The sequence below is a fragment of the Arcicella sp. GW821-FHT09D11 genome (assembly GCF_059416265.1).
Genome location: NZ_JBWKOV010000001.1, coordinates 17,579 through 40,519, shown reverse-complemented (window position 1 = coordinate 40,519; position 22,941 = coordinate 17,579). Strand labels below are relative to the sequence as shown.

10 protein-coding genes are annotated in these 22,941 nt (G+C 36.4%); 9 read left to right on the top strand and 1 reads right to left on the bottom strand.

Features of this window, described 5'->3' with window-relative positions:
* Positions 1 to 170: 170 nt before the first annotated feature.
* Positions 171 to 3,140, bottom strand: a complete 2,970-nt coding sequence (locus AC07N0_RS00125; RefSeq protein WP_494587650.1) for an FAD-binding and (Fe-S)-binding domain-containing protein — start codon at positions 3,138 to 3,140, stop codon at positions 171 to 173.
* Between the two features lie 510 nt (positions 3,141 to 3,650).
* Here AC07N0_RS00125 and AC07N0_RS00120 point away from each other — a divergent pair.
* The 9 genes from AC07N0_RS00120 to AC07N0_RS00080 all read left to right on the top strand — a co-directional run bounded on the left by AC07N0_RS00120 (position 3,651) and on the right by AC07N0_RS00080 (position 22,825).
* The gene (locus AC07N0_RS00120) at positions 3,651 to 6,698 is read left to right on the top strand and encodes a SusC/RagA family TonB-linked outer membrane protein (RefSeq protein WP_494587649.1); all 3,048 of its coding nucleotides are present in this window, start codon (positions 3,651 to 3,653) and stop codon (positions 6,696 to 6,698) included.
* A gap of 71 nt (positions 6,699 to 6,769) precedes the next feature.
* Positions 6,770 to 8,305 (top strand): RagB/SusD family nutrient uptake outer membrane protein, encoded by a 1,536-nt coding sequence (locus AC07N0_RS00115; RefSeq protein ID WP_494587648.1) that lies wholly within the window; start codon positions 6,770 to 6,772, stop codon positions 8,303 to 8,305.
* A gap of 90 nt (positions 8,306 to 8,395) precedes the next feature.
* Positions 8,396 to 8,977 carry a hypothetical protein gene (locus AC07N0_RS00110; protein ID WP_494587647.1) on the top strand — a complete coding sequence of 194 codons (582 nt, stop codon included), beginning with the start codon at positions 8,396 to 8,398 and terminating at the stop codon, positions 8,975 to 8,977.
* Positions 8,978 to 9,025: 48 nt separating this feature from the next.
* Entirely contained in the window at positions 9,026 to 11,425 is a 2,400-nt protein-coding gene (locus AC07N0_RS00105) for a TonB-dependent receptor (RefSeq protein ID WP_494587646.1), read from the top strand.
* Entirely contained in the window at positions 11,422 to 12,561 is a 1,140-nt protein-coding gene (locus tag AC07N0_RS00100) for a DUF4249 domain-containing protein (protein ID WP_494587645.1), read from the top strand. Before AC07N0_RS00105 ends, AC07N0_RS00100 begins: the two co-directional genes overlap by 4 nt.
* 220 nt (positions 12,562 to 12,781) lie before the next feature.
* On the top strand, positions 12,782 to 13,921 hold the full coding sequence (locus tag AC07N0_RS00095; protein WP_494587644.1) for a DUF4249 domain-containing protein: 1,140 nt from the start codon (positions 12,782 to 12,784) through the stop codon (positions 13,919 to 13,921).
* Between the two features lie 83 nt (positions 13,922 to 14,004).
* A complete protein-coding gene (locus AC07N0_RS00090; RefSeq protein ID WP_494587643.1) occupies positions 14,005 to 17,250 on the top strand; it encodes a VCBS repeat-containing protein in 3,246 nt (1,081 codons plus the stop codon).
* Positions 17,251 to 17,393: 143 nt separating this feature from the next.
* Positions 17,394 to 19,463, top strand: a complete 2,070-nt coding sequence (locus tag AC07N0_RS00085; protein ID WP_494587642.1) for a glycoside hydrolase family 97 protein — start codon at positions 17,394 to 17,396, stop codon at positions 19,461 to 19,463.
* A 44-nt stretch (positions 19,464 to 19,507) separates the two neighbouring features.
* Complete coding sequence (locus AC07N0_RS00080) at positions 19,508 to 22,825, top strand: FG-GAP-like repeat-containing protein (protein ID WP_494587641.1); 3,318 nt, start codon at positions 19,508 to 19,510, stop codon at positions 22,823 to 22,825.
* The last annotated feature ends 116 nt before the right edge of the window (positions 22,826 to 22,941 follow it).

Below are 22,941 nucleotides of genomic sequence, written 5' to 3'. Positions count from 1 at the left end.
AAAGTAGGTTGATTTTACCACAAAGATAGAGGAGGGAAAAGGATTAAACTGTACTGATATATTATTGCTTTGTTAAGGAAATAGAAAACCTTTTAAAATGCAAACGGTAACCACAAGGGCTACCGCTACATATTATAAATAATTGATTTTGGTTGATAAAAGAATAATATCTACACCAAAGCCTCAAACAAAATCTCGACAGCATGTTTCGCCGTTCTGCCAGTACCATCATGAATTTGGTGACGGCAACTTGTACCAGAAGCGGCTATAATTACATCTTCACCTTGCTGACGAATCGTTGGAAAAAGTACCAATTCACCTACTTGGTTCGATAATTCAAAATGTTCTTTTTCATAACCAAAAGAACCCGCCATACCACAACATCCCGAAGGAATAATCTGTACTTCATAGTTTTCAGGTAACGAAAGGGTTTTCTTCGCTGGCACTAAACTAGACAATGCTTTTTGCTGACAGTGACCATGAAGTTTAATCAAACGTTTCTCCGTAGTAAATACCTTTTTAGAAATACGTTTAGCATCGATTTCTTTGGCTAAAAACTCTTCAATCATAAAAACATTTTTAGCTAAAGCTTTAGACGCATCCACTAAATCATCATTTACCAAATCAGGATATTCATCACGGAAAGTAAGAATTGCCGAAGGCTCAATGCCTATCAGTGGTGTTTCAGCCGTAATAACGTCTTTTAAAAGGTTAACATTTTTATTCGCCAATTTCTTAGCATCATCTAACAAACCTTTTGATAACTGCGGACGGCCAGATTCTGCATGATTAGGAATAATTACCTCATAACCCAAACGATTCAACAACTTAACGGCGGTAATACCAATTTCAACATCGTTATAGTTAGTAAACTCATCAATAAATAAGAATACTTGCTTTGACTTCACTCCTTCAGCAAGGGGAGTGATTGTTTGAGACATTGTAGAATTGAGATTTTTACCAGCCCATTTCTTCAAAGTAGTATTTGCCAACAAAGGCATTGTTCTGTCAGGGTGAAAACCTACTACAGTGTTCGCAATTTTACGAAGAGCAGGCGTATCAAAAATAAAGTTATAAGCCCACGGCACATAAGACGCTACCTTTGAAAGGGAAGAAAAATTTGCTACCAAGCGACTACGAATAGGTACACCATTTTCTTTATAATATTGGTGCAAAAATTCCATTTTCAATTTCGCTACATCCACATTGGATGGACATTCGCCTTTACAACCTTTACAAGCCAAGCATAAATCAAATACTTCCTTAATTTCTTCGTGATTGAAACGATTGGCTTTATCCGAATGCGTTAAAAATTCACGAAGAATGTTGGCTCTAGCACGTGTCGTTTCTTTTTCGTTACGAGTTGCCATATAAGACGGACACATCGTTCCGCCCGAAGCAGGCGTTTTTCTACAATCACCCGAACCATTACACTGTTCGGCATGCTGTAAAATATTTTGGTCTTGAAAGCGAAAAGTCGTTTTAAATGCTGGCGTTTCTTGTCCCGGAGTATAGCGTAAAAACGTATCCATTGGAGGCGTATCCACAATCTTGTTAGGATTAAACACATTGTATGGATCCCAAGTACGCTTTACTTCCTTCATCAATTCATAGTTATGGTCACCCACCATTTGTTTGATGAACTCTCCACGCAAACGCCCGTCGCCATGTTCACCCGAAAGCGAACCTTTGTATTTTTTTACCAATGTCGCAATCTGCTCGGCAATCAAACGAAATTGCTTATTTCCTTCAATGGTCTTTAAATTGATAATCGGACGTAAGTGAATTTCGCCAGAACCTGCATGTGCATAATGTACAGAATACATATCATTAGCAGTTAGAATCTCATTAAATTCACGGATAAAATCTGGTAAATCGTTTACATCAACCGCCGTATCTTCAATGACAGCGACGGCTTTTTCATCACCTGGAAGGTTAGACAATAAGCCTAATCCTGCTTTTCTAAGATTCCAAACCTTTTTGGTGTCTTCACCATATATCACAGGGAAATGATAACCCAAACCAGCCGCACGCATTTCAGCTTCCATGGCTTTAGCTTGTATCTCAATCTCCTCTTTATTATCAGAACGCAATTCTACTACCAATAAAGCTCCTGGGTCGCCTAATACAAAGAAACGGTTTTGACTGTGTTCTACACTTGCTTTGGTACATTCCAAAATATAGTGGTCAATCAATTCCGAAGCCGAAGGTTTGTATTTTAAGGCAATCAAATTAGCCCTTAATGACTCCTCCACATTATTAAAATGCACGCAAACCAAGCCTATTTCTTTAGGAGGTAAATCATTTACATGCAATTTAATTTCTGTCAAAAAGCAAAGTGTACCCTCTGACCCAGCAATCAATTCACAGAAATTGAAAGGTTTGCCTCCTTCAGTATAAGGCTCGCAATTCAATAACATATCTAAGGCATAGCCTGTATTTCTTCTTTCAATGGTTGGTTTCGGAAATTCATTCTTGATTTCCGCCTGATTTTTTTCATCTGAAAGCACCTGATTGGTTTTCAAATAAATTTTGTCCAACAAAGTAGCCGACCCATTTTTACTTCGTGCCGACTCAACAAGTGCGTTAAACTCGTTTAAGCTATCACTTTTGAAAATCACATCAGTTCCATCCGCTAAAATAGCTTTTACTTCCATCAAATGCTCGCGGGTAGAACCATACACTACCGAGTTTGAACCACAAGAGTTATTACCCACCATCCCGCCAATCATGGCACGGTTGGCTGTAGATGTTTCTGGTCCAAAAAACAGACCATGTTTTTTAAGTTCTATATTCAGTACGTCGCGTACTACCCCTGGTTGTACTCTTACCCAATGTTCATCCTTGTTGACTTCCAGTATCTTAGTGAAATTCTTAGAGACGTCCACAACGATGCCGTTTCCAACCACTTGGCCCGCCAACGAAGTACCAGCTGTTCGTGGAATAATGGAGGTCTTATTGTCACGAGCGAAATTTATTAATTTTCTAATATCTTCAATCGTTTTCGGAAGTGCCACAGCTTGAGGCATTTCTCTATAGGCCGAAGCATCAGTTGCGTAGAGGGTACGCATGACGGTATCGAAATAGAGTTCACCTTCTAATTGACTGGCAAGTTGAGTAAGAATGTTTGGATTGGTCATTTTTGGATTTTACAAAGAATAATATAGTTTTTCTAAGTTCTCTTTTCAGACTTCAAATTTACCAATAAAATCAATTTGAAACTTAGAAAAATATTTTATTAAGATATTTGTATTGAAAAAGTACAAAAATACATTAATAGAATGTCAATTGAAAATTTAACATTTTTTAACAAAAGAGCCTTTAAGCACTTTATTTGAACAGTTTTGCTAGGGACGATGCTATTGCTTAAGTTTTTAAAATAAGTATAAGTACAATTTTATTGTAAAAATTAAAAAACAAAGAATTAAATTTTTTCCTAAAAAAATTGAATTATAGAAACTTTTTCCTCTACTTTGCAGTGATTTATTAGAGCAATTTTACATTTTTTATTGTGAAAATACCAAAGTTTCATGCTTCGCATCCATTCTCTTTGAAACTTAATACGCGGTAGTTTTCCTTTCTTTCTCATTAAAAATCTTGTGAAATTACTCTTGATTTCATTAACCATTTTCAAATCTTAACAAAACCTTATGAATAATCATTTTTACAGATGGTTCTGTCGCTCTGTGCGACAAGGTGCAGCATCAAACTCGCTAGTTAAAGTAGTTATGATGGCTGTTGCTATGTTTGTATCTATGGGCGTAAATGCTCAAGATAGAACTATAACTGGTAAAGTAACAGAATCAGGAGACGGTTCAGGATTGCCAGGTGTATCAGTTGCAGTAAAAGGTACAAATAGAGGTACTCAAACAGATGTTAACGGAGCTTATAAGATTTCTGTGCCTAGTAATGCAACATTGGTATTTACTTTTGTAGGTTTCGCAAAGCAAGAAGTTGCAGTAGGAAGCCAAACGGAAGTGAATGTGCAATTAATTTCTGAAACTAAAGCTTTAGACGAAGTAGTGGTAGTAGGTTATGGTACAACTACTAAAAAGGATGCAACAGGTGGTGTTGTAGCTTTAACTTCTAAAGATTTTAACAAAGGTGTTATCGCTTCTCCAGAACAATTATTACAAGGTCGTGCGGCGGGTGTTCAAATGACACCAAACAGTGGCGAGCCAGGTACTGGTATTAATATCCGTATTCGTGGTACCACTTCAATTCGTTCTGGTAATGGTCCATTATATGTTGTTGATGGTATTCCTTTGGATGGCTCAAGTACAACAGATGGTGCTGACGGTAGTGCTGGTTTCGGTAATGCAGCCGCTAAAAACCCATTGAACTTTATCAACCCTAACGATATTGAAAATATCTCAGTATTGAAAGATGCTTCTGCGGCAGCTATTTATGGTTCTAGAGGTGCAAACGGTGTTGTATTGATTACAACTAAAAAAGGAAAATCAGGACAAAGTAATTTGAACTTCTCGGCAAATACTTCGATTTCAAATAATTACAAGAACTATGACGTAATGTCACCAACTGATTTCTTGAAAAATGCTACAGCTGCTGGCTTAGATGTTTCTAGTAAATTGATTAATGGTGGTGCTACTACAGACTGGCAGAAAGAAGTATATCGCACAGCAATCACTCAAAACTATAACTTGAGTTACGGTGGCGGAAATGATAATACTAACTATTTCTTCTCTTTAGGTTATAACGACCAACAAGGTACAGTGAAAGGAACAGCAATGAACAAGCTTACGGCTCGTATCAATGCTACGCACAAATTGTTTGATAACAAAGTAGTTTTAGCAGTAGCCATGACTACTACGAGAATCAAAGACAAAAGTGCTGCGATTGGTGGGGACATCGGTTTTGAAGGAAACGTAATCAGTAGATCAATTCAAACGAACCCTACATATCCTATTTATAATACTGACGGTTCTTTCTTTACAAATGGTACGCCTGCTTTCCGTAACCCAGTTGCTTTGTTGAATCAAATCAGCATTGGTGCTAATACAGGAAGAACATTGATGAACTTCAGTGCATTATGGAATATTACTAAAGATTTATCTTACAAAGCTAACTTTGGTTTAGATAATTCAGATGCTGTAAGTAGAACAGCTGTTCAGCCAGGTGCTATTGGTTTTGCAAACAGTATTGCTGGTAACCAAGGTTATGCTAGAATTGCCAACCGTTATATCACTACTACTACTATCGAACATACTTTGAATTACAAAACAGTAGTAGGTAAATCAAAAATCGATGCGATTGCTGGTTTCTCATATCAGAAATTCGAAAACCAAAGCAATTATGTTCAAGCACTTTATTTTGTAGCACCACAAGGTTTTGATTTAACAAACAATATCAACTTTGTTGATAATAGTGGTACTAACAAAGCGTTCTCTGGTGGTTCTGGTAAAGGACAAAGTGATTTACAGTCTTATTTCGGTCGTGCGAATTATTCATACAACGACAAATATTTATTGACTGCTACGCTTCGTGTGGATGGTTCTTCTAAATTTGGTATCAATAACAAATATGGTTATTTCCCATCTTTTGGGGCTGCATGGCGTTTATCTAACGAATCGTTCGTTCCAAAAGAAATATTCTCTGATTTGAAATTAAGAACTGGTTATGGTATTACTGGTAATCAGGAATTCCCTACCAATACTTCATTGGCTACCTATGCACCAAACTCAGGTTCAGGAGGTTTAGCGAAAGAAAACGTTCCGAACCCAGATATCAAATGGGAAACTACTACTGCTTATGGTGTAGGTCTTGACTTCGCATTATTAAAAGGTAAATTATCAGGTACAGTTGATTATTTCAATAAAAGTACAAACAACTTGTTGTTCCCTTTTGCAGCACCTCAGCCAGACGTAGCCACAACAAGATGGAGCAATATCCCTGCCGATATCAGAAACACAGGGGTTGAATTTAGCTTGAACTATCAAGTCTTATCAGGTAAGAAATTAGATTGGGAAGTAATGGTTAACAGTACTTTCTTGAAAAACAACGTAGCAAGATTAGATGTAGCAACTATCCAAACAGGTAACTTGTATGGACAAGGTCTTTCAGGAGCTTATATTCAACCAATTACACAAGGTTATCCATTATATGGATTTTTCTTGAGTGAATTCAAAGGATATGATGCTAATGGAAATACTCTTTTATCAGCAGAGAAATCATACAGAGGAAGTCCATTCCCTTCAATGACTTGGGGTTTAACTAACAACTTTACTTTTGGAGCTTGGAACGCAAGTTTATTCATCAACGGTCAGTCAGGTGGTTACATTTACAACAACACTGCCAACGCTGTATTGAACAGAGCTTCGTTGAAACAAGGTAATAACGTTACTTATCAAACTGTTTCAAGCACTACGGGTCAGGCTTATGGTGATGCACCAGTTCCTTCTACGTTCTATTTAGAAAAATCTGACTTTATTCGTGTATCTAACTTGTCATTAGGTTATAATGTTAAATTGCCAGCTAATAGCTTTGCTAAATCGCTTAATATTTCATTAACAGGACAGAACTTATTGTTAATATCTAGCTATACAGGTTTAGATCCTGAAATTACTAACCCAGCAGCTTCAAGAGGTTCAGGTACTAACGCAGTTCCATCTTTAGGTATTGATTATATTTCATATCCAAAAGCAAGAACATTTACTATTGGTCTTAGTGCTAATTTTTAGGAATATTTTAGTGCCAATTCATAACAAAATAGTTTGAATAGTACTTAGTTGAAAAAATCTGAAATATAAAAATGAAAAATATAAGAAAAATATTAATCCCTTCATTAGTCATTGCATTAATGGGCGGAACTATGGGATGTAGTAATTTAGATGACGTGGTTCTTGACCGTGTGTCTGATGCTTCATCTGTCCAACCAGATTTGACATTAAAAGCTGCTTATAATAGTTTAGGTACTTTTACTGACCAAGCTGCTATCTATGCATTAACAGAGCATCCAACTGATGAGATGCAAGGCCCAACAAGAGGTGCTGACTGGGATGATAATGGTAGATGGAGAAACCTTCATACGCATACTTGGACTAACCAAAGTGATGACGTATTGAACGCTTGGAACAACTTGAACAGAGGTCATGCCTTAGCAAATGAAGTTATTGGTAATGCTAAAGCAACGAAAGCTCAAGTAGCTGAAGCTAAATTTTTGCGTGCATTTTACATGTTTTATACAGTAGATTTATTTGGTCAGGTTGCTTTCAGAGACTTAGCAAAACCAGGTGATTTACCAAAAGGATTAAGCCGTAAAGATGCTACAGCTCAAATAATTACAGAGATTCAATCAATCATGGGTGACTTACCAAGCGCAACTGCTACTAATGCAGGTACTGCTACTAAAGAAGCCGCTTCTTTCCTTTTAGCAAAATTGTATTTGAACAATGGCGTATTTGGACAAGACCCAACTAAGCCAGCAGGTCCGTTTACTTTTGCTAAAGCTGATATGGACGCTGTAGTAGCTAGTGCAGATGTTATCATCAATTCAGGTAAATATTCTTTAGCTGCTAATTATTTTGATAACTTCCACTGGGATAACACTACAAAATCAAAAGAATTGATTTTTGTAATTGCCAACGAAAAAGGAGCCAGTCTTACAAATAACTCATCTGTAAGAAACCGATATTACATGACATCACACTATAGTACAATTCCTAGTGGATGGAATGGTTTTACTACTTTAGCTGATTTTTATAACAGTTTTGACCAAAAAGATAGCCGTGTAGGTGCAGCTATTCCAGGCTTAACTGATAAAGGCGGTGTTCGTGCGGGTTTCTTGATTGGTCAACAATATGGCTTGAATGGTGTAGCATTATTAGATAGAGAAGGTAAGCCTTTGATTTTCACAGCAGCCATTGATATTAAGAGTGCTAACGAAAGAGAAGGTATCCGTGTAATTAAATATATTCCAGATATTAGTGATATCGATTCTCCAGGTAATGACTACGTATTCTTCCGTTATGCTGACGTTTTATTGATGAAAGCAGAAGCTTTGTTTAGAGGTGGAAATACTTCAGGAGCTTTAACAATTGTTAATAGCTTGAGAACTACTCGTGGCGTTGATCCATTAGCTACTTTAACAGAAGCATCTTTATTAGCAGAACGTGGACGTGAAATGTACTGGGAAGGTTGGAGAAGAAATGACCAAATTCGTTTTGGTAAATTCTTAGCACCAGTTGATAACCGTGCAGCTACTTCACCTGACTATCGTGTTGTATTCCCTATTCCTCAAAGAGAATTGGAAATCAACCCGAACTTGAAGCAAAACTTTGGTTACTAGAAGATTTGAATATTAATGCAATAAAAAAATGCTCGTACATACGAGCATTTTTTTATTAATCTCATCTGTCAATAAATTTTAAAAAATAGAATGATTAAACGTGGTTATTTATTATCTAAAGTATTTATAGTATTCGTTACTTGCTTTTTTTTAACGGCTTGTTCTTCTGATAAAAGAGAAGAAGAAATTTATCAATCATTAAAGAATAATCAATCTAAGTTCATTTTTAAATTAAATGGTGCAGATTTCTATCATGCGGAAAGTGTTTTTACAGGACATTTAGAAATTGTTGAACGTTCTTTTACAATCAATTTCTTTGATCAATTTGAAGGAAATACGATGATACATTTTAGTGGGATAGACTGGTATAAAGGTAGACCCATTAAAATACCTATAAAATTAGCCAGTAGCTACTCCAACGTAATGTTTGGTAGAATAAAGGATAAAGCAAATAAACTTGGGGAGGGCTATTTGATGTCAGAAGGAACCATTACTTTCAAAGTACTGACAAAAGAAAGAATAGTGATAAAAATTGAGGGTAAAGCAAAGAAGTATCCTAAAATTGATGCTGATAACCCAACTTATGATGTGCAAGGGTTGGTAGTTTGTAAAAAACCTAAAATCGATTTCTTAGAGATTGATGAGAAAAAAGCATTCTACAGTAAATACTAAAATGATTATAATTTTTCATCGTCAAGCATATTAAATATTGTTTTAGACATGATTTTAACAAAGCCTAATAAGTTTATTGTTTTGTTGATATTTATACTTTTCTCAAGTACGCTACTAGCACAACAAAGAAAAGCATATTCATTGAAAGGAAATGTAACAGATGCACTAACAGGTAAGCCTTTGGTAGGTGCTATCATTTCGATAGATTTTAAGAAATCAGGCATTTTAACCGATTCTCTAGGTAATTATTTTCTTCGTATTCCTGAAGACGAATATGTATTGAAAGTATCATATCTGGGCTATAAACCTTTTAGGTTATATGTTAAGCTCACTAAAAATACAGTAGTTGATATACAGCTTCAGGATGTTACTAAGCAATTAGAAGAAGTTATCGTATCTAGTATTGCTACCCGAAAGAACATTCTTACGCCTTCGTTGGGGGTTTCTTTACTCAGCATGAAAGGTATCAAGAAAATTCCTGCTATGATGGGCGAAGTAGATATTCTGCGTAGCCTTCAAACCTTGCCAGGGGTATCGTCGGTAGGGGAAGGAGCCAATGGATTGAACGTGCGTGGTGGAGCTGTTGACCAAAACTTGATTTTCATTGATGATACACCCATTTTCAACCCAACGCATCTTTTTGGATTGTTTTCTATTTTTGCTTCAGATGGTATTCGTGAATTAGAACTATACAAAGGCGGAGTGCCTGCCCGTTTTGGGGGCAGAACAGCATCAGTTTTGGATATTAAAATGATTGACCCAAGTTTGGATAAATTTAAAATTGAAGGCGGAATAGGACCAATCTCTAATAGGTTATTGTTGGATATTCCCATCGTAAAAAACAAACTATCTATTTTAGCAGTAGGTCGGGTATCTTATAATGATTTTTGGTTCAAAGCCTTTGCCCCTGATAACATCAAAAATACCAGAGCCAATTTTTATGACATAGCTACCAAGGTATTTTATAAACCTAATAAAAACAATACCATCTCGTTGATGACTTACCTAAGTCATGATTATTATCGGGTAGATTCATTATTTAGCTTAGAAAACGTAATCGCCAAAGAATCTGAATTCAGATATGGGCATCAAAATGCATCTTTGAAGTGGAACCACTACATTAGTGCGAAAGCGAGTTTTGAACTGATAGCGGCTTTTAGTAAATATAAAACAACTACAGAGTCACCCGATTCAGTTAACCGAATAGATTTAAAGAATAGTATCCAGTACCAAAACTTCAAAGCCAATCTTGATTATGCCTTTACTGAAAAACACAAAGCTAATTTTGGCTTTAGTGCTGTTAGATATGATTTAAGTCCGGGAAGTTTGAATAGAGACATTGTATCGAAAATTTCAAAAGTTGAATTAGAAAAAGAACAAGCATTAGAATTGGCTGTTTATGCCGATGATGAATACAAATTGAATGATAAACTAACCATTCAGTATGGCTTGCGTTATACCCAATTTTTGAATCTAGGGCCTATTGAAGTAAGGAAGTATCTGGAAGGTGAACCAAAATCTACCGTCTCGCTGATTTCGACAGAACTAAAAAATGGTGTTGCCAAAAGCTACGGAGGCTTTGAACCAAGATTAACGATGCTGTATGTGTTTAACCCTACGACTAGCCTTAAGCTTGGGTATAACAGAATGCAACAGTTTTTACATTTAATTTCTAACAATACCACTCCTTTACCCACTTCTCGGTGGAAAATTTCTGACGAAAATGTATTACCACAAACAAGCGATTTTGCTTCTATAGGATACTTCAAAACATGGAATGATAATGTTTGGGAAGCATCTTTAGAAACTTATTTCCGTAACATTAACAATGTAGTAGATTATGTGTCGGGTGCGAATTTGCAGTTGAACCAAACCTTGGAAACACAGCTACTGAAAGGGAAAGGACGTTCGTATGGTGCGGAATTGATGATTACTAAAAAGAAGGGAGAGGTAACAGGTTGGTTTAGTTATACTTATGCAAGGTCGTTTATACAAACTACTGGGCAATATCCAGAACAGCGAATTAATGGAGGAAATTGGTATCCTGCCAATTATGATAAACCTCATACTGTTAATATAGTGTTCAATGCCACGCCTGATAAACACAATAGTTTCTCGTTTATTTTTGCCTATAACACTGGTCGCCCATTTTCGTCGCCCGCGGGTACTTATACGCTCGACGGTCAACAATTGCCTTTATATTTGAGTAGAAATAATGATAGAATTCCTGATTATCATCGCCTAGATTTTTCTTGGACGATTACCAACCCAAGTATGAAAGAGAAAAGGTGGGAGGGAAGTTGGATTTTTACAGTATATAATATTTATGGACGCTCGAACCCTTATTCCGTATTTTTCACCAACGGTAAAGACGGAACAAAGGTATATCAGCTAAGTGTTTTTGCGAGTCCTTTGGTTTCATTAGCTTATAATTTCAAATTTAAATGAAAGTTGTAAAGCGCCTTATACTATATTTTTTACTGTTCTCAGTGGGCTTATGGTCTTGTATTACCGAAGTCCGAGACTTTGAACAAATAGATAGTACCGCTTTTTTGTCAGTAGAAGCTACGATGTCTAACCAAAAAGGACCACATAAAGTAATACTTTCTTTTTCGTCGCCCAGTATTACGATTAATGTAGAAAATGTACCCGTAAAAAATGCACAAGTATTTATTACAGACAATAAAGGAGGAAGAGAAAACCTCACGGAAATGGATAAAGGCATTTATGTGACCTCTGCTACTTATCATGGTATTGTGGGCAATGCTTATACTTTGCATATTGATTTACCTAATGGGAAAAAGTATGAATCAAGCCCTGAAATATTAAAAGCTGCTCCAGTTATTGATACCATTAAAACTCAATTTAGCATAAATAATAATTACCCATTAACGGATGCAAGAAGTGTAGGGTTTGATGTAACGCTCGATTTCAAAGATTCACCCGAAACAGCTGATTATTATCAATGGAAATGGACACATTATGAACGTACCGTCTTTTGTGCTAGTTGTGAACGTGGCTACGACTATTCACTAAAGAAATGTAGCATAGAACCGAATTATCCATACGGACAGACTTCTCCAGAATTGGTAAATTATGGCTGTTTAGAACCTTGTTTTGATATTTCGTTCAACGAAACCTATAATATATTATCGGATAAACTAATGAATGGTCAGCAAGTAGTGAATTACCCTATTATGCGTGTGCCATATAGTAGTATGAGTATCTATTATTTGAAAATAGAACAACGAGCTATTTCTGAAAAGATGTTTCGGTATTTTAGAAGTATTAAAGATGTTACCCAAGGTTCAGGAACGCTTTTTGACGTGCCAGCCGAAACACAATTTAGTCCGAATATGGTTTCCTTAAGCGACCCTAACGAGAAAATTATTGGTGCTTTTCAGGTGTTTGGTTCACAAGAAAAGATTATCTATGTTAACAGACAAAGAACAGATTATTCGCCTGTACGGGTTGTTTATCGAGGACGAGAGTTACCAATACCACCAGGGGGCAGTAGCCCGAAAGCCTATTGTACAGAAAGTAAATACAGAACCAAGACAGAACCTGAAGGTTTTAAAGAGTAGGTTTGAGCTATGAGCTATGAGCGGTGAGCTTTGAGTTATCAGCTTTGAGCAAATAGCAATTAAAGATATTCTAAGCTATTAGCTTTAAGCAATGGGTTTTTAGTCAGTAGCAGGTTGAAAAAAAGACAATATGTCTCTTTGTAATAGGGTGCCAATTGTTCGTGTTTTTACAAGTCATTTGGTTTCTTATAGCTTATAATTTCAAATTTAAATGGTGGTTATGAAGCGTTTTATCATATATTTTTTACTATTTTCAGTGAGTTTTTGGTCTTGTATTACTGAAATACGAGACTTTGAACAGATAGATAGTGCCGCTTTTTTGACGGTAGAAGCTACGCTGTCAAATCAAAAAGGACCACATAAAGTAGTACTTTCTTTTTCGTCGCCCAGTATTACGATTAATGTGGATAATGTGCCCGTAAAAAGTGCACAAGTATTCATTACAGACGATAAAGGAGGACGAGAAAATCTGAGTGAAACGGATAATGGTATTTATATCACGTCCGCTACTTATCATGGTATTGTGGGCAATGCTTATACCTTGCACATTAATTTGTCCAATGGAAAAAAGTATGAATCTAGTCCTGAAATATTAAAAGCTGCTCCAGCTATTGATACTGTTAAGTATCAATTTAGCGTAAAAGATAATTATCCCTTAACGGATGCCCGCAGTGTAGGCTTTGATGTAACGCTTGATTTCAAGGATTCGCCCGAAGCTGATAATTATTATCAATGGAAATGGACACATTACGAACGTACCGTCTTTTGTGCCAGTTGCGAACGTGGTTACGACTATTCTCTAAAGAAATGTAGTATAGAACAGAATTTTCCACAAGGGCAAACTTTTCCAGAATTGATAAATTATGGTTGTAATGAAACCTGTTTTGATATTTCGTTCAATGAAACGTACAATATATTGTCGGATAAATTGATGAATGGACAACAGGTAACCAATTATCCGATTGCGCGTGTGCCTTATAACAATAAAAGTATCTATTATTTGAAAGTAGAACAACGAGCCATTTCTGAAAAGATGTTTCGGTATTTTAGGAGTATCAAAGATGTTACCCAAGGTTCGGGAACGCTTTTTGACTTACCCGCCGAAACACAATTTAGTCCGAATATGGTTTCTTTGAGCGACCCTAACGAGAAAATCCTTGGTGCTTTTCAGGTGTTTGGTTCACAGGAAAAGATTATTTATGTGGATAGACAAATAGGCACTTTAAATTACTCACCTGTATTGGTTGTTTATCAAGGAAGAGTATTGCCTCCTCCACCAGGAGCTATCAGTGGCCCTAAGGCTTATTGTGTAGAAGGAAAATACAGAACCAAGACTGAGCCAGAGGCTTTTAAAGAATAACATTTAATAGCTATAAGCTTTGAGTCATTAGCCATTAGATTTGTAAAAAAAACAGTATTGATATATAAAATTTTACCCTTTGGATGAGCAAAAAAGACATTATATATATAATCATAGGAGGTCTATTCCTATTGTTTTTGGATGCCTGTAAACAAGATAAGACACTTTTTGAACAAGTAAATGCTGAAGAAATTGGAATACAATTCGCTAACAATGTTCAAGAGTCTGAAAAGGAAAATATCTTGAATTACGAATATTTTTATAATGGTGGTGGTGTAGCTGCTGGAGATTTTAATAATGATGGATTAACGGATTTGTATTTTACGGGCAATCAGGTTGAGAACAAATTATACCTAAACACTACTAAAGAGAATAAACTAAATTTTGAAGACATTACGACCAAAGCGGGCGTAACGGGAAGAAAGGGAGGATGGAAAACAGGAGTGAGTATTGTTGATATTAATGCCGACGGTTGGTTAGATATTTATGTGTGTTACTCTGGACTCAGAGAGGCTAACTTACGCAAAAACCAACTGTTTATTAATAATCATAACCTTACTTTCACGGAAAAAGCAGAGGAATATGGATTAGCCGATTCTGGCTATTCTACACAGGCTACTTTTTTGGATTATGATTTGGATGGTGATTTAGATTGCTTCCTTATCAATCATAATTTAGGAGGTTATCAACGCAAGGAGGCCGCTGTAATGCGTAATGCACGAGATGAAAATGCAGGAGATAAACTATTCAGAAATGATACTAGACTAGGTGAAGCGCCACATTTTACAGATGTTTCTGCTGAAACACGCATTAAAGGAAATCCTTTAGGATTTGGCTTAGGCGTTTCTGTGGCGGATGTGAATCAAGACGGTTATCCAGATATTTACGTTACCAACGATTATGTAGAAGATGATTACCTATACATTAATCAAAAAGATGGAACATTCAAAGATGAATTGCGTGATAGAATTGAGCATACTGCCTATTCCGCGATGGGGGTTGATATTGCCGATGTAAACAATGATGAATTGCCAGATATTTTTACACTGGATATGTTGCCAGAAGACAATGCCCGCCAAAAGTTATTATTATGGTCGGATAGTTGGAATACCTACGATGCACAGTTGCGAAATGGCTTTTGGCATGAGAATATGCGCAATATGTTGCAAATGAATTTGGGAAATGGGGCATTCGCTGAAATTGGACAATTATCAGGCATATCGAATACAGATTGGAGTTGGGGAACGCTTTTAGCAGATTTTGATTTAGATGGCTACAAAGATATTTTCGTGAGCAATGGTCTCGGGAAAGACTATACCAATGCTGATTTTATTAAATACTTTAGCGAGCAAGAGGAAAATGGGATTAAAAAGCCTATGCTAGAGCATTTACAACAAATGCCCACGAGCCAAACGAAGAACTATATTTTTAGAAATAACCATGACCTGACTTTTTCTAATGAGCAAAAAAACTGGGGCTTTGATACGCCCACAGTAGCAAGTGGAGCAATTTATGCAGATTTAGATAACGATGGTGATTTAGAAATCATCACCAATAATCTGAATGAAACTGCCCATATCTACAACAACAGAAGAATTGAAGAAAATACTAATGCTAAATTTCTGAAAATTCACCTAAAAGGGAATGTGTTAAACCCTTTTGGCATTGGGGCTAAAGTAAGCATCCGTTCAAGTGAAAATGTACAAATTCAAGAAGTTACGGCGACACATGGTTTTCAGTCTAGTGCGATAACGGATTTGCTTTTTGGCATACCCGAAACAACAAAGCCTTTAGAAGTAATCATTGTTTGGAGTAATGGTAAATCGCAGAAAATTACAAATCCTGTAGTAAATCAAACGTTGGTAGTAGAGGAGAAAAATGCTGTAACAGCATCTAAACCAGTATCAAAAACAGAAGATGTTCTATTCACTGCAACTGAATCGCCAGTATTTTTTCCAGCGATAAATCCGATTAATAATTTTGATAGACAGGTAATGTTGCCTACTCATTATTCATACACTGGGCCAAGAATGGCAGTAGGAGATGTGAATGCAGATGGCAAAAAGGATATATTTATCTGTGGAACAAAACTACAAGCTGGAGCATTTTTCTTACAAAATACTAATGGCAGTTTTACTAAAAAAGAATTGCCAAATCTTGCCCCTAAGTTTAATCAAGATGCTGTAATCGCAGATTTTAACGGAGATAAATTTCCAGATTTGTACATTACTAATGGCAATTATAGTAATGCTCAGTACGAAGAACAAAACGACGAATTGTGGTTAAATGATGGAAAAGGTAATTTTCAGAAGAGTATCTCTTTTGAAGACCAAGCCAATAGTTCATGTGTAAAAGCCGCCGATTTTGATAAAGATGGCGACATCGATTTATTTGTGGGGGGACATATCAAGCCTAATAGATTTCCAATAGAAGAAGAAAGTTTCTTATTGAAAAATGATGGAAAGTCACATTTTACCAAAGTGTCTTTAGGCGTATTAGGGTTGGTGACAGACGCTACTATCATAGATACCGACAAAGATGGTTTTGACGAAATTATTGTAGTAGGAGAGTGGATGTCGCCAGTATTATTAAAGAATAACAAGAACTTTCGTTTTACCCAGAAAAGCCTAGGTGTACCATCGGGTTGGAATTACAGGATTGAAAAGGCAGATTTAGACAATGATGGTGATGAAGATTTGGTGTTGGGAAATCTTGGAACAAACACCCAAATAAGGGCATCACAAGCGGAACCAGCCTTTTTAATATATGATGATTTTGACCAGAATGGAACGATGGATTTCTTCTTAAATTATTATATTCAAGGGCAACCGTATCCAGCCTGTTCAAGAGATGAAATGGCAGAGCAGATTCCAGCCTTGAAGAAGAAGTTCCCTAATTATCAGGTTTTCTCGGAAGCTAAAATGGAGGATTTCTTTGATGCGAATCAATTATCAAAAGCCAACAAGAAGGAAATCGTTAATTTAAAAACCATCGTCCTTGAAAACAATAAAGGTGTATTTGTCGCTCATGAATTACCCCTTCAAGCACAGTACGCCCCTGTATACGCTATTTCGATAGAAGATATTGACCATGACGGAAAGAAAGATTTATTATTGGCAGGAAACAACAGTAAATTTAGATTGAGAATTGGTAAGGTAGATGCCAATTATGGCGTAGTTTTGTTGAACAAAGGTAATTTTAACTTTACAAATCTAGCCGTTACAAAATCAGGTTTGTACTTACGTGGCGATGTTAGAGAAACCAAAGCTGTAGATAAATTTCTGTTTGTTGGCGTAAACAACGATAAGTTGAGAGTTTTTAAGCATTAAGCTGTCAGCAGTGAGCTATGAGCAATGAGATAGCAGTAAGACTGAAAAAAAACAAAAAGTAAAATGCTCATAGCTCATAGCTCATAGCTCATAGCTTAAAGCAAGAAGATTAACCATTTTTATCAATAATAAAATTATAATCAATGAAGTATTTAGGCACATTTCTGATGGTGCTTTGCATTTCTTTTGTAGGCATAGCACAAAAAGTAATTGAATTAAATTCGCCTGATGGTCGCCTTAGGCTACATGTTTCTCTTCAACAAAAAGGAGAAATTACGTATGATATTCGCCTTAAGAATGCTGTTGTGATAAAGCCCTCTTCGCTAGGATTTAAACTAAATAAGCCCGCTTTATTACTTAATCATTTCAACATAGTTTCTGTTGATACCTCCACCCATTATGATACATGGACACCCGTTTGGGGGGAAGTCAAAACCATTACCAATCATTATAAAGAAGTAAAACTAAATCTGAAAGCCATCAATGCAGGTAATGTGCTCTTGAAAATTGTGTTCAGATTATTTAATGATGGCTTAGGATTTCGCTATGAGTTTCCTGAGCAAGCTAACTTTAAACACTTCGTGGTTGACGAAGAATTGACGCAGTTTAACTTAGTAGGAAACAACAAAACCTTCTGGATTCCGGGAGATTATGATACTAACGAGTACTTGTACAATACCACAAAATTCAGTGATATACATGCACTAGCGGCAGCATATAAAGAAAAAGATATAGCTCTACAGTCATTAATAGCGGATAATGCTATGCAAACGCCTTTGATGATGAAAACGCCAGAAGGGATTTATGTAAACATTCACGAGGCCGCTTTGGTGAATTATCCAGTAATGCACTTATTGGCTGATAGAAAGAATTTTAAACTCGTTACACACCTTACTCCAGATGCGGTAGGCAATAAAGCATATCTGCAAACGCCTGCAAAAACTCCTTGGCGAACTATTATTATTAGCGATAAAGCTACTGATATTCTGGCATCCAAAACAATTTTGAATCTGAACGAGCCTTCTAAAATAGAAAATACGTCTTGGATAAAACCACAGAAATTTATTGGGATGTGGTGGGAAATGCATGTGGGGAAAGCTACTTGGGAAAAAGCCAGTGGAAAACATGGTGCTAATACAGCTAATGTGAAGAAATATATTGATTTTGCTTCTGAAAATGGTTTTGACGGTGTTTTGGTAGAGGGCTGGAACGAGGGTTGGGAAGACTGGTTTGGTAATTGGAAAGAAGAAGTGTTTGATTTTGTAACGCCTTATGCTGACTATAACCTAGACGAATTGCTAGCCTATGCCAAGCAAAAAGGCGTAAAATTGATTATGCACCACGAGACTTCGGGTTCGGCGACCAACTATGAACGTAGAATTGATAAGGCTTTTCAGTTGATGAACGAAAAGGGCATCAATACCGTAAAAACAGGCTATGTAGGTAAAATTATTCCGAGAGGTGAACACCATGACAGTCAGTGGATGGTGAATCATTATAACAGAGTGGCTGACAAAGCGATAGATTATAAAATCATGTTAGAGGCACACGAGTCTGTTCGTCCGACAGGGTTACATAGAACATACCCGAACTGGTTAGCCAATGAAGCCGCCCGTGGAAATGAATTTAACAATGCCCCAACTTTGGGATTAGTCCCCGAGCATGAAACCATTTTACCATTTACTAGACTCATGGGCGGGCCGATGGATTATACACCAGGGTTTTTTAGAATGCACTTGAATCAGTTTGTACCCGAACGTAAAACTAGGGTAAGAACTACTATCGCCAAACAATTGGCCTTGTATGTAACCATGTATAGTCCTTTGCAAATGGTAGGCGATTTACCTGAGAATCTTAATGCCCATCCAGATTTACTACAATTTATTAAAGATGTACCTGTGGATTGGGACGATACTAAAATGCTGGAAGCAGAGCCAGGAGATTATATCACGATTGCCCGTAAACAAAAAGGAAAAAATAACTGGTTTGTAGGCGCAGTGAGTGATGAAAATACCCATAAAGCAACCATTAACTTTAACTTCCTTGACAAAGGAACAACGTATCAAGCCATTATTTATCGTGACGCACCCAATGCCGACTGGAACACTAATCCAGAGGCTTATATCATCGAAAAAGTGATGGTAGATAATAATACCATATTAAGTATTAATTTAGCCAAAGGCGGAGGCTGTGCAATCAGTATATTCAAATAAGTTTGACGTTTAACCATCTAACATATTCAAAAACATTATTATCAATGAGCATTTTTCAAAGATTATTTTTTATAACTTTTTTATACCTATGCCTTGCTTGTTCGAGCAAAGACAAAAATACTTTGTTCGAGCTGATGGATGAGAAAGACACAGGAATTGGCTTTAATAACAAGATTGAAAATACCGAAGAATTCAACATTTTCAATTACCGAAATTTTTATAACGGTGGAGGGGTAGCTGTGGGCGACATCAATAATGATGGACTGCAAGATGTATTTTTTACTTCGAACATGGGAAGTAATAAATTATACCTGAACAAGGGAGGGTTAAAATTTGAAGATATTTCTGCCAAAGCAGGAATTGAAGAAGCCGACAAATGGAATACGGGTGTAGTAATGGTAGATGTTAACCATGATGGTCTGCTAGATATTTATGTATGTAATGCTGGAGTGAAAAAGTTTGTAAAACAGCAAAAAAATGCACTTTTTATTAATAATGGTAACCTAACCTTTACAGAATCGGCAGCTAAATATGGCTTAGACGAAGGCGGATACACTACCCATGCGGCCTTTTTTGATTATGATATGGACGGCGACCTTGATTGTTATATACTCAACAATAGTTTTATTCCTGTAAATACGCTCAATTATGCCAACAACCGTGATATGCGTGCGGAAGATTGGCCTGTAAAAGATTTCTTAAAGGGCGGAGGAGACAAGTTAATGCGGAATGATGACGGGCATTTTCATGATGTTTCAAAAGATGCAGGCATTTATAGTAGTTTAATTGGTTTTGGTCTGGGAGTAACCATTGGTGATGCCAACAATGATAATTACCCAGATATTTATGTGTCGAATGATTTTTATGAGAAAGACTACCTTTATATTAATCAGCATGACGGTACTTTTAAAGAAGAAATCGAGCAACGGATGAAACATATTAGCTTGGCATCAATGGGTGCAGATATGGCTGATGTAAACAATGATGGTTTTTCTGAAATAGTTACTACAGATATGCTTCCAAGAGAAGAATACCGTTTGAAAACGACTTCTTCTTTTGATAATCATTATGTATTTAAACTGAAAAAAGATAGAGGATTCTATAATCAGTTTCAGCAAAATAGTCTTCAACTGAATAATCAAGACGGTACTTTTAGCGAAATTGCTAATTATGCAGGCGTCGCAGGGAGCGATTGGAGTTGGGGTGCTTTGATGTTTGATGCTGACAATGATGGTTACAATGATATTTATGTGTGCAATGGAATTTATAATGATGTAATAGACCAAGATTTTATCGATTTCTTTGCCAACGAATTGATTCAAGGGATGGAAGCCAGTGGCGTAAAGAAAAATATTAATACCATTATTGAAAAAATGCCTTCGGTTCCTATTCCCAATAATTTCTTTCATAATACCAAAACCTTGAAGTTTGAAGAAAAAGGCGAAGAGTTTGGCCTGGCTGAACCGTCATTTTCAAATGGTGCTACCTATGCAGATTTAGATAATGATGGTGACTTAGATTTAGTAGTGAACAATGTAAATATGCCTTGTTTTGTCTATAGAAATAATGCTGATAAAAAAGTTGAAAAGAGCCATTACCTAAAACTTAATTTTAAAGGAGAAGGGAAAAATACTTTTGCGATAGGTACTAAAGCAGATGTATATACCAAAGGGATGGTGCAAACTCGCTCAGTGATTCCTTCAAGAGGGTTTCAATCAAGTACAGAGTATAACTTAACCTTTGGGTTGGGGAACATTACTAAAATAGATTCTATCAAAATCACTTGGCCAGATTTACGAGTAAGTACTGTGAAAAACCCAAAGGTTGATCAACTGCTTACCTGTTCTATCAAAGATGCTAAACTTGAAAAAACGAAAGCTAAAGCGGTTACTCCTGCGGGATATTTTGAGGCGGTCAATTCAAGCTTTGATAAACATCAGGAAGATGAATACGTAGATTTTTACCAAGAAAAAAACTTACCTGCCTTATTATCTAAAGAAGGTCCAAAAGCAGCCATTGGCGACGTAAATGGCGATGGTTTAGAAGATGTATATATCTGTGGAGCTAAAGACCAAGCAGGTCAGTTATATCTTCAAACATCTGCTGGTTTCAAGAAATCTCCTCAAAAAGTGTTTAACGATTTTGCCTATTTTGAAGAAACAGCCGTATTGTTCTTTGATGCTGATAAGGACGGCGATTTGGATTTATATGTAGGAAGCGGAGGAAACGAAGTACACTTTGGTGAAAGAGAATTGATTGACAAACTCTATATAAACGATGGTAAAGGGAATTTTACTTTCAATTCCAGAGCGATTCCTCAAAATACTACTAACACTGCTGTGATTGCCCCTTATGATTTTGATGGCGATGGCGACTTAGATTTGTTTGTAGGAAGCAGAAGCTATCCAATGGAATATGGTAAAAACCCTCCGAGTTTCTTCTATGAAAATAATGGAAAAGGAGAGTTTAAAGATATTGCCCAGACAGTTAATCCTGAATTGACGGAATTAGGAATGATTCGGGATGCTTATTGGGAAGATGTCAATGGAGATAAAAAGAAAGAATTAATCGTAGTAGGAGATTGGATGTCTCCACTAATTTTTACCTTGAAAGGCAAAAAACTGGAAAAGTTAGTAACAGGACTAGAAGAATATACAGGTTTCTGGGGAGCCTTAAAAGTGATAGATATTGATAATGATGGTGATAATGATTTGATATTGGGGAATATGGGCGAGAATTTCACCCTAAAAGCTTCGCAAGATGCTCCGCTGAAAATTTGGGTAAAAGATTTTGATAACAATGGTACTATTGATAAAATCATGACGAAAACCATTGAAGGAAAAGATAAGCCCGTGTTTCTAAAAAGAGAAATGGCAGAGCAATTCCCAGCCTTGAAAAAACAGATTCTCAGACACTCAGAATATGCCAAAAAAACGATTACAGATTTATTCCCAAGTGAGGTTTTAGAGAATGCCTTGGTTAAAACAGTGAAGTATTGTAAATCAGCAGTGGCCATTAATAATGGGAAGGGACAGTTTACGTTGGTTGAATTGCCAGAAGTAGTTCAAACGTCGTGTGTGAATGCGATAATGTATTATGATATCAATCAGGATGGCTTAAAAGATATTATTTTAGGGGGTAATTATACAGGATTTATCCCACAATTGGGCATGATTGACGCTAGCAGAGGAAATGTATTACTGAACAAAGGAAGGGGACAATTCAAGGCATTGACAAACCAACAAAGCGGTTTCGTGATGAATGGAGAAGTAAAACAAATCAGTTCCATCAAGATTCAAGGGAAGGTAAATATCTTGACTTTGTTGAATAATGATGTACCAAAGATTTTTAAATTTAAGTAATTCGCTACCCTATTCTAAATCCTAAAATGATGATAAAACGTAATAATAAACAAATATATTTTTGTTCATTACTATCGATGGTAATAAATAATCTTATCCACAGTCACTCTTCTTCA

Bases quoted from the DNA above. Each gene is read 5' to 3' on its own strand.
- AC07N0_RS00100 (WP_494587645.1), top strand. From the start codon at position 11,422: ATGAAAGTTGTAAAGCGCCTTATACTATATTTTTTACTGTTCTCAGTG.
- AC07N0_RS00105 (WP_494587646.1), top strand. From the start codon at position 9,026: ATGATTTTAACAAAGCCTAATAAGTTTATTGTTTTGTTGATATTTATA.
- AC07N0_RS00090 (WP_494587643.1), top strand. From the start codon at position 14,005: ATGAGCAAAAAAGACATTATATATATAATCATAGGAGGTCTATTCCTA.
- AC07N0_RS00095 (WP_494587644.1), top strand. From the start codon at position 12,782: ATGAAGCGTTTTATCATATATTTTTTACTATTTTCAGTGAGTTTTTGG.
- AC07N0_RS00125 (WP_494587650.1), bottom strand. From the start codon at position 3,140: ATGACCAATCCAAACATTCTTACTCAACTTGCCAGTCAATTAGAAGGT.
- AC07N0_RS00085 (WP_494587642.1), top strand. From the start codon at position 17,394: ATGAAGTATTTAGGCACATTTCTGATGGTGCTTTGCATTTCTTTTGTA.
- AC07N0_RS00115 (WP_494587648.1), top strand. From the start codon at position 6,770: ATGAAAAATATAAGAAAAATATTAATCCCTTCATTAGTCATTGCATTA.
- AC07N0_RS00110 (WP_494587647.1), top strand. From the start codon at position 8,396: ATGATTAAACGTGGTTATTTATTATCTAAAGTATTTATAGTATTCGTT.
- AC07N0_RS00080 (WP_494587641.1), top strand. From the start codon at position 19,508: ATGAGCATTTTTCAAAGATTATTTTTTATAACTTTTTTATACCTATGC.
- AC07N0_RS00120 (WP_494587649.1), top strand. From the start codon at position 3,651: ATGAATAATCATTTTTACAGATGGTTCTGTCGCTCTGTGCGACAAGGT.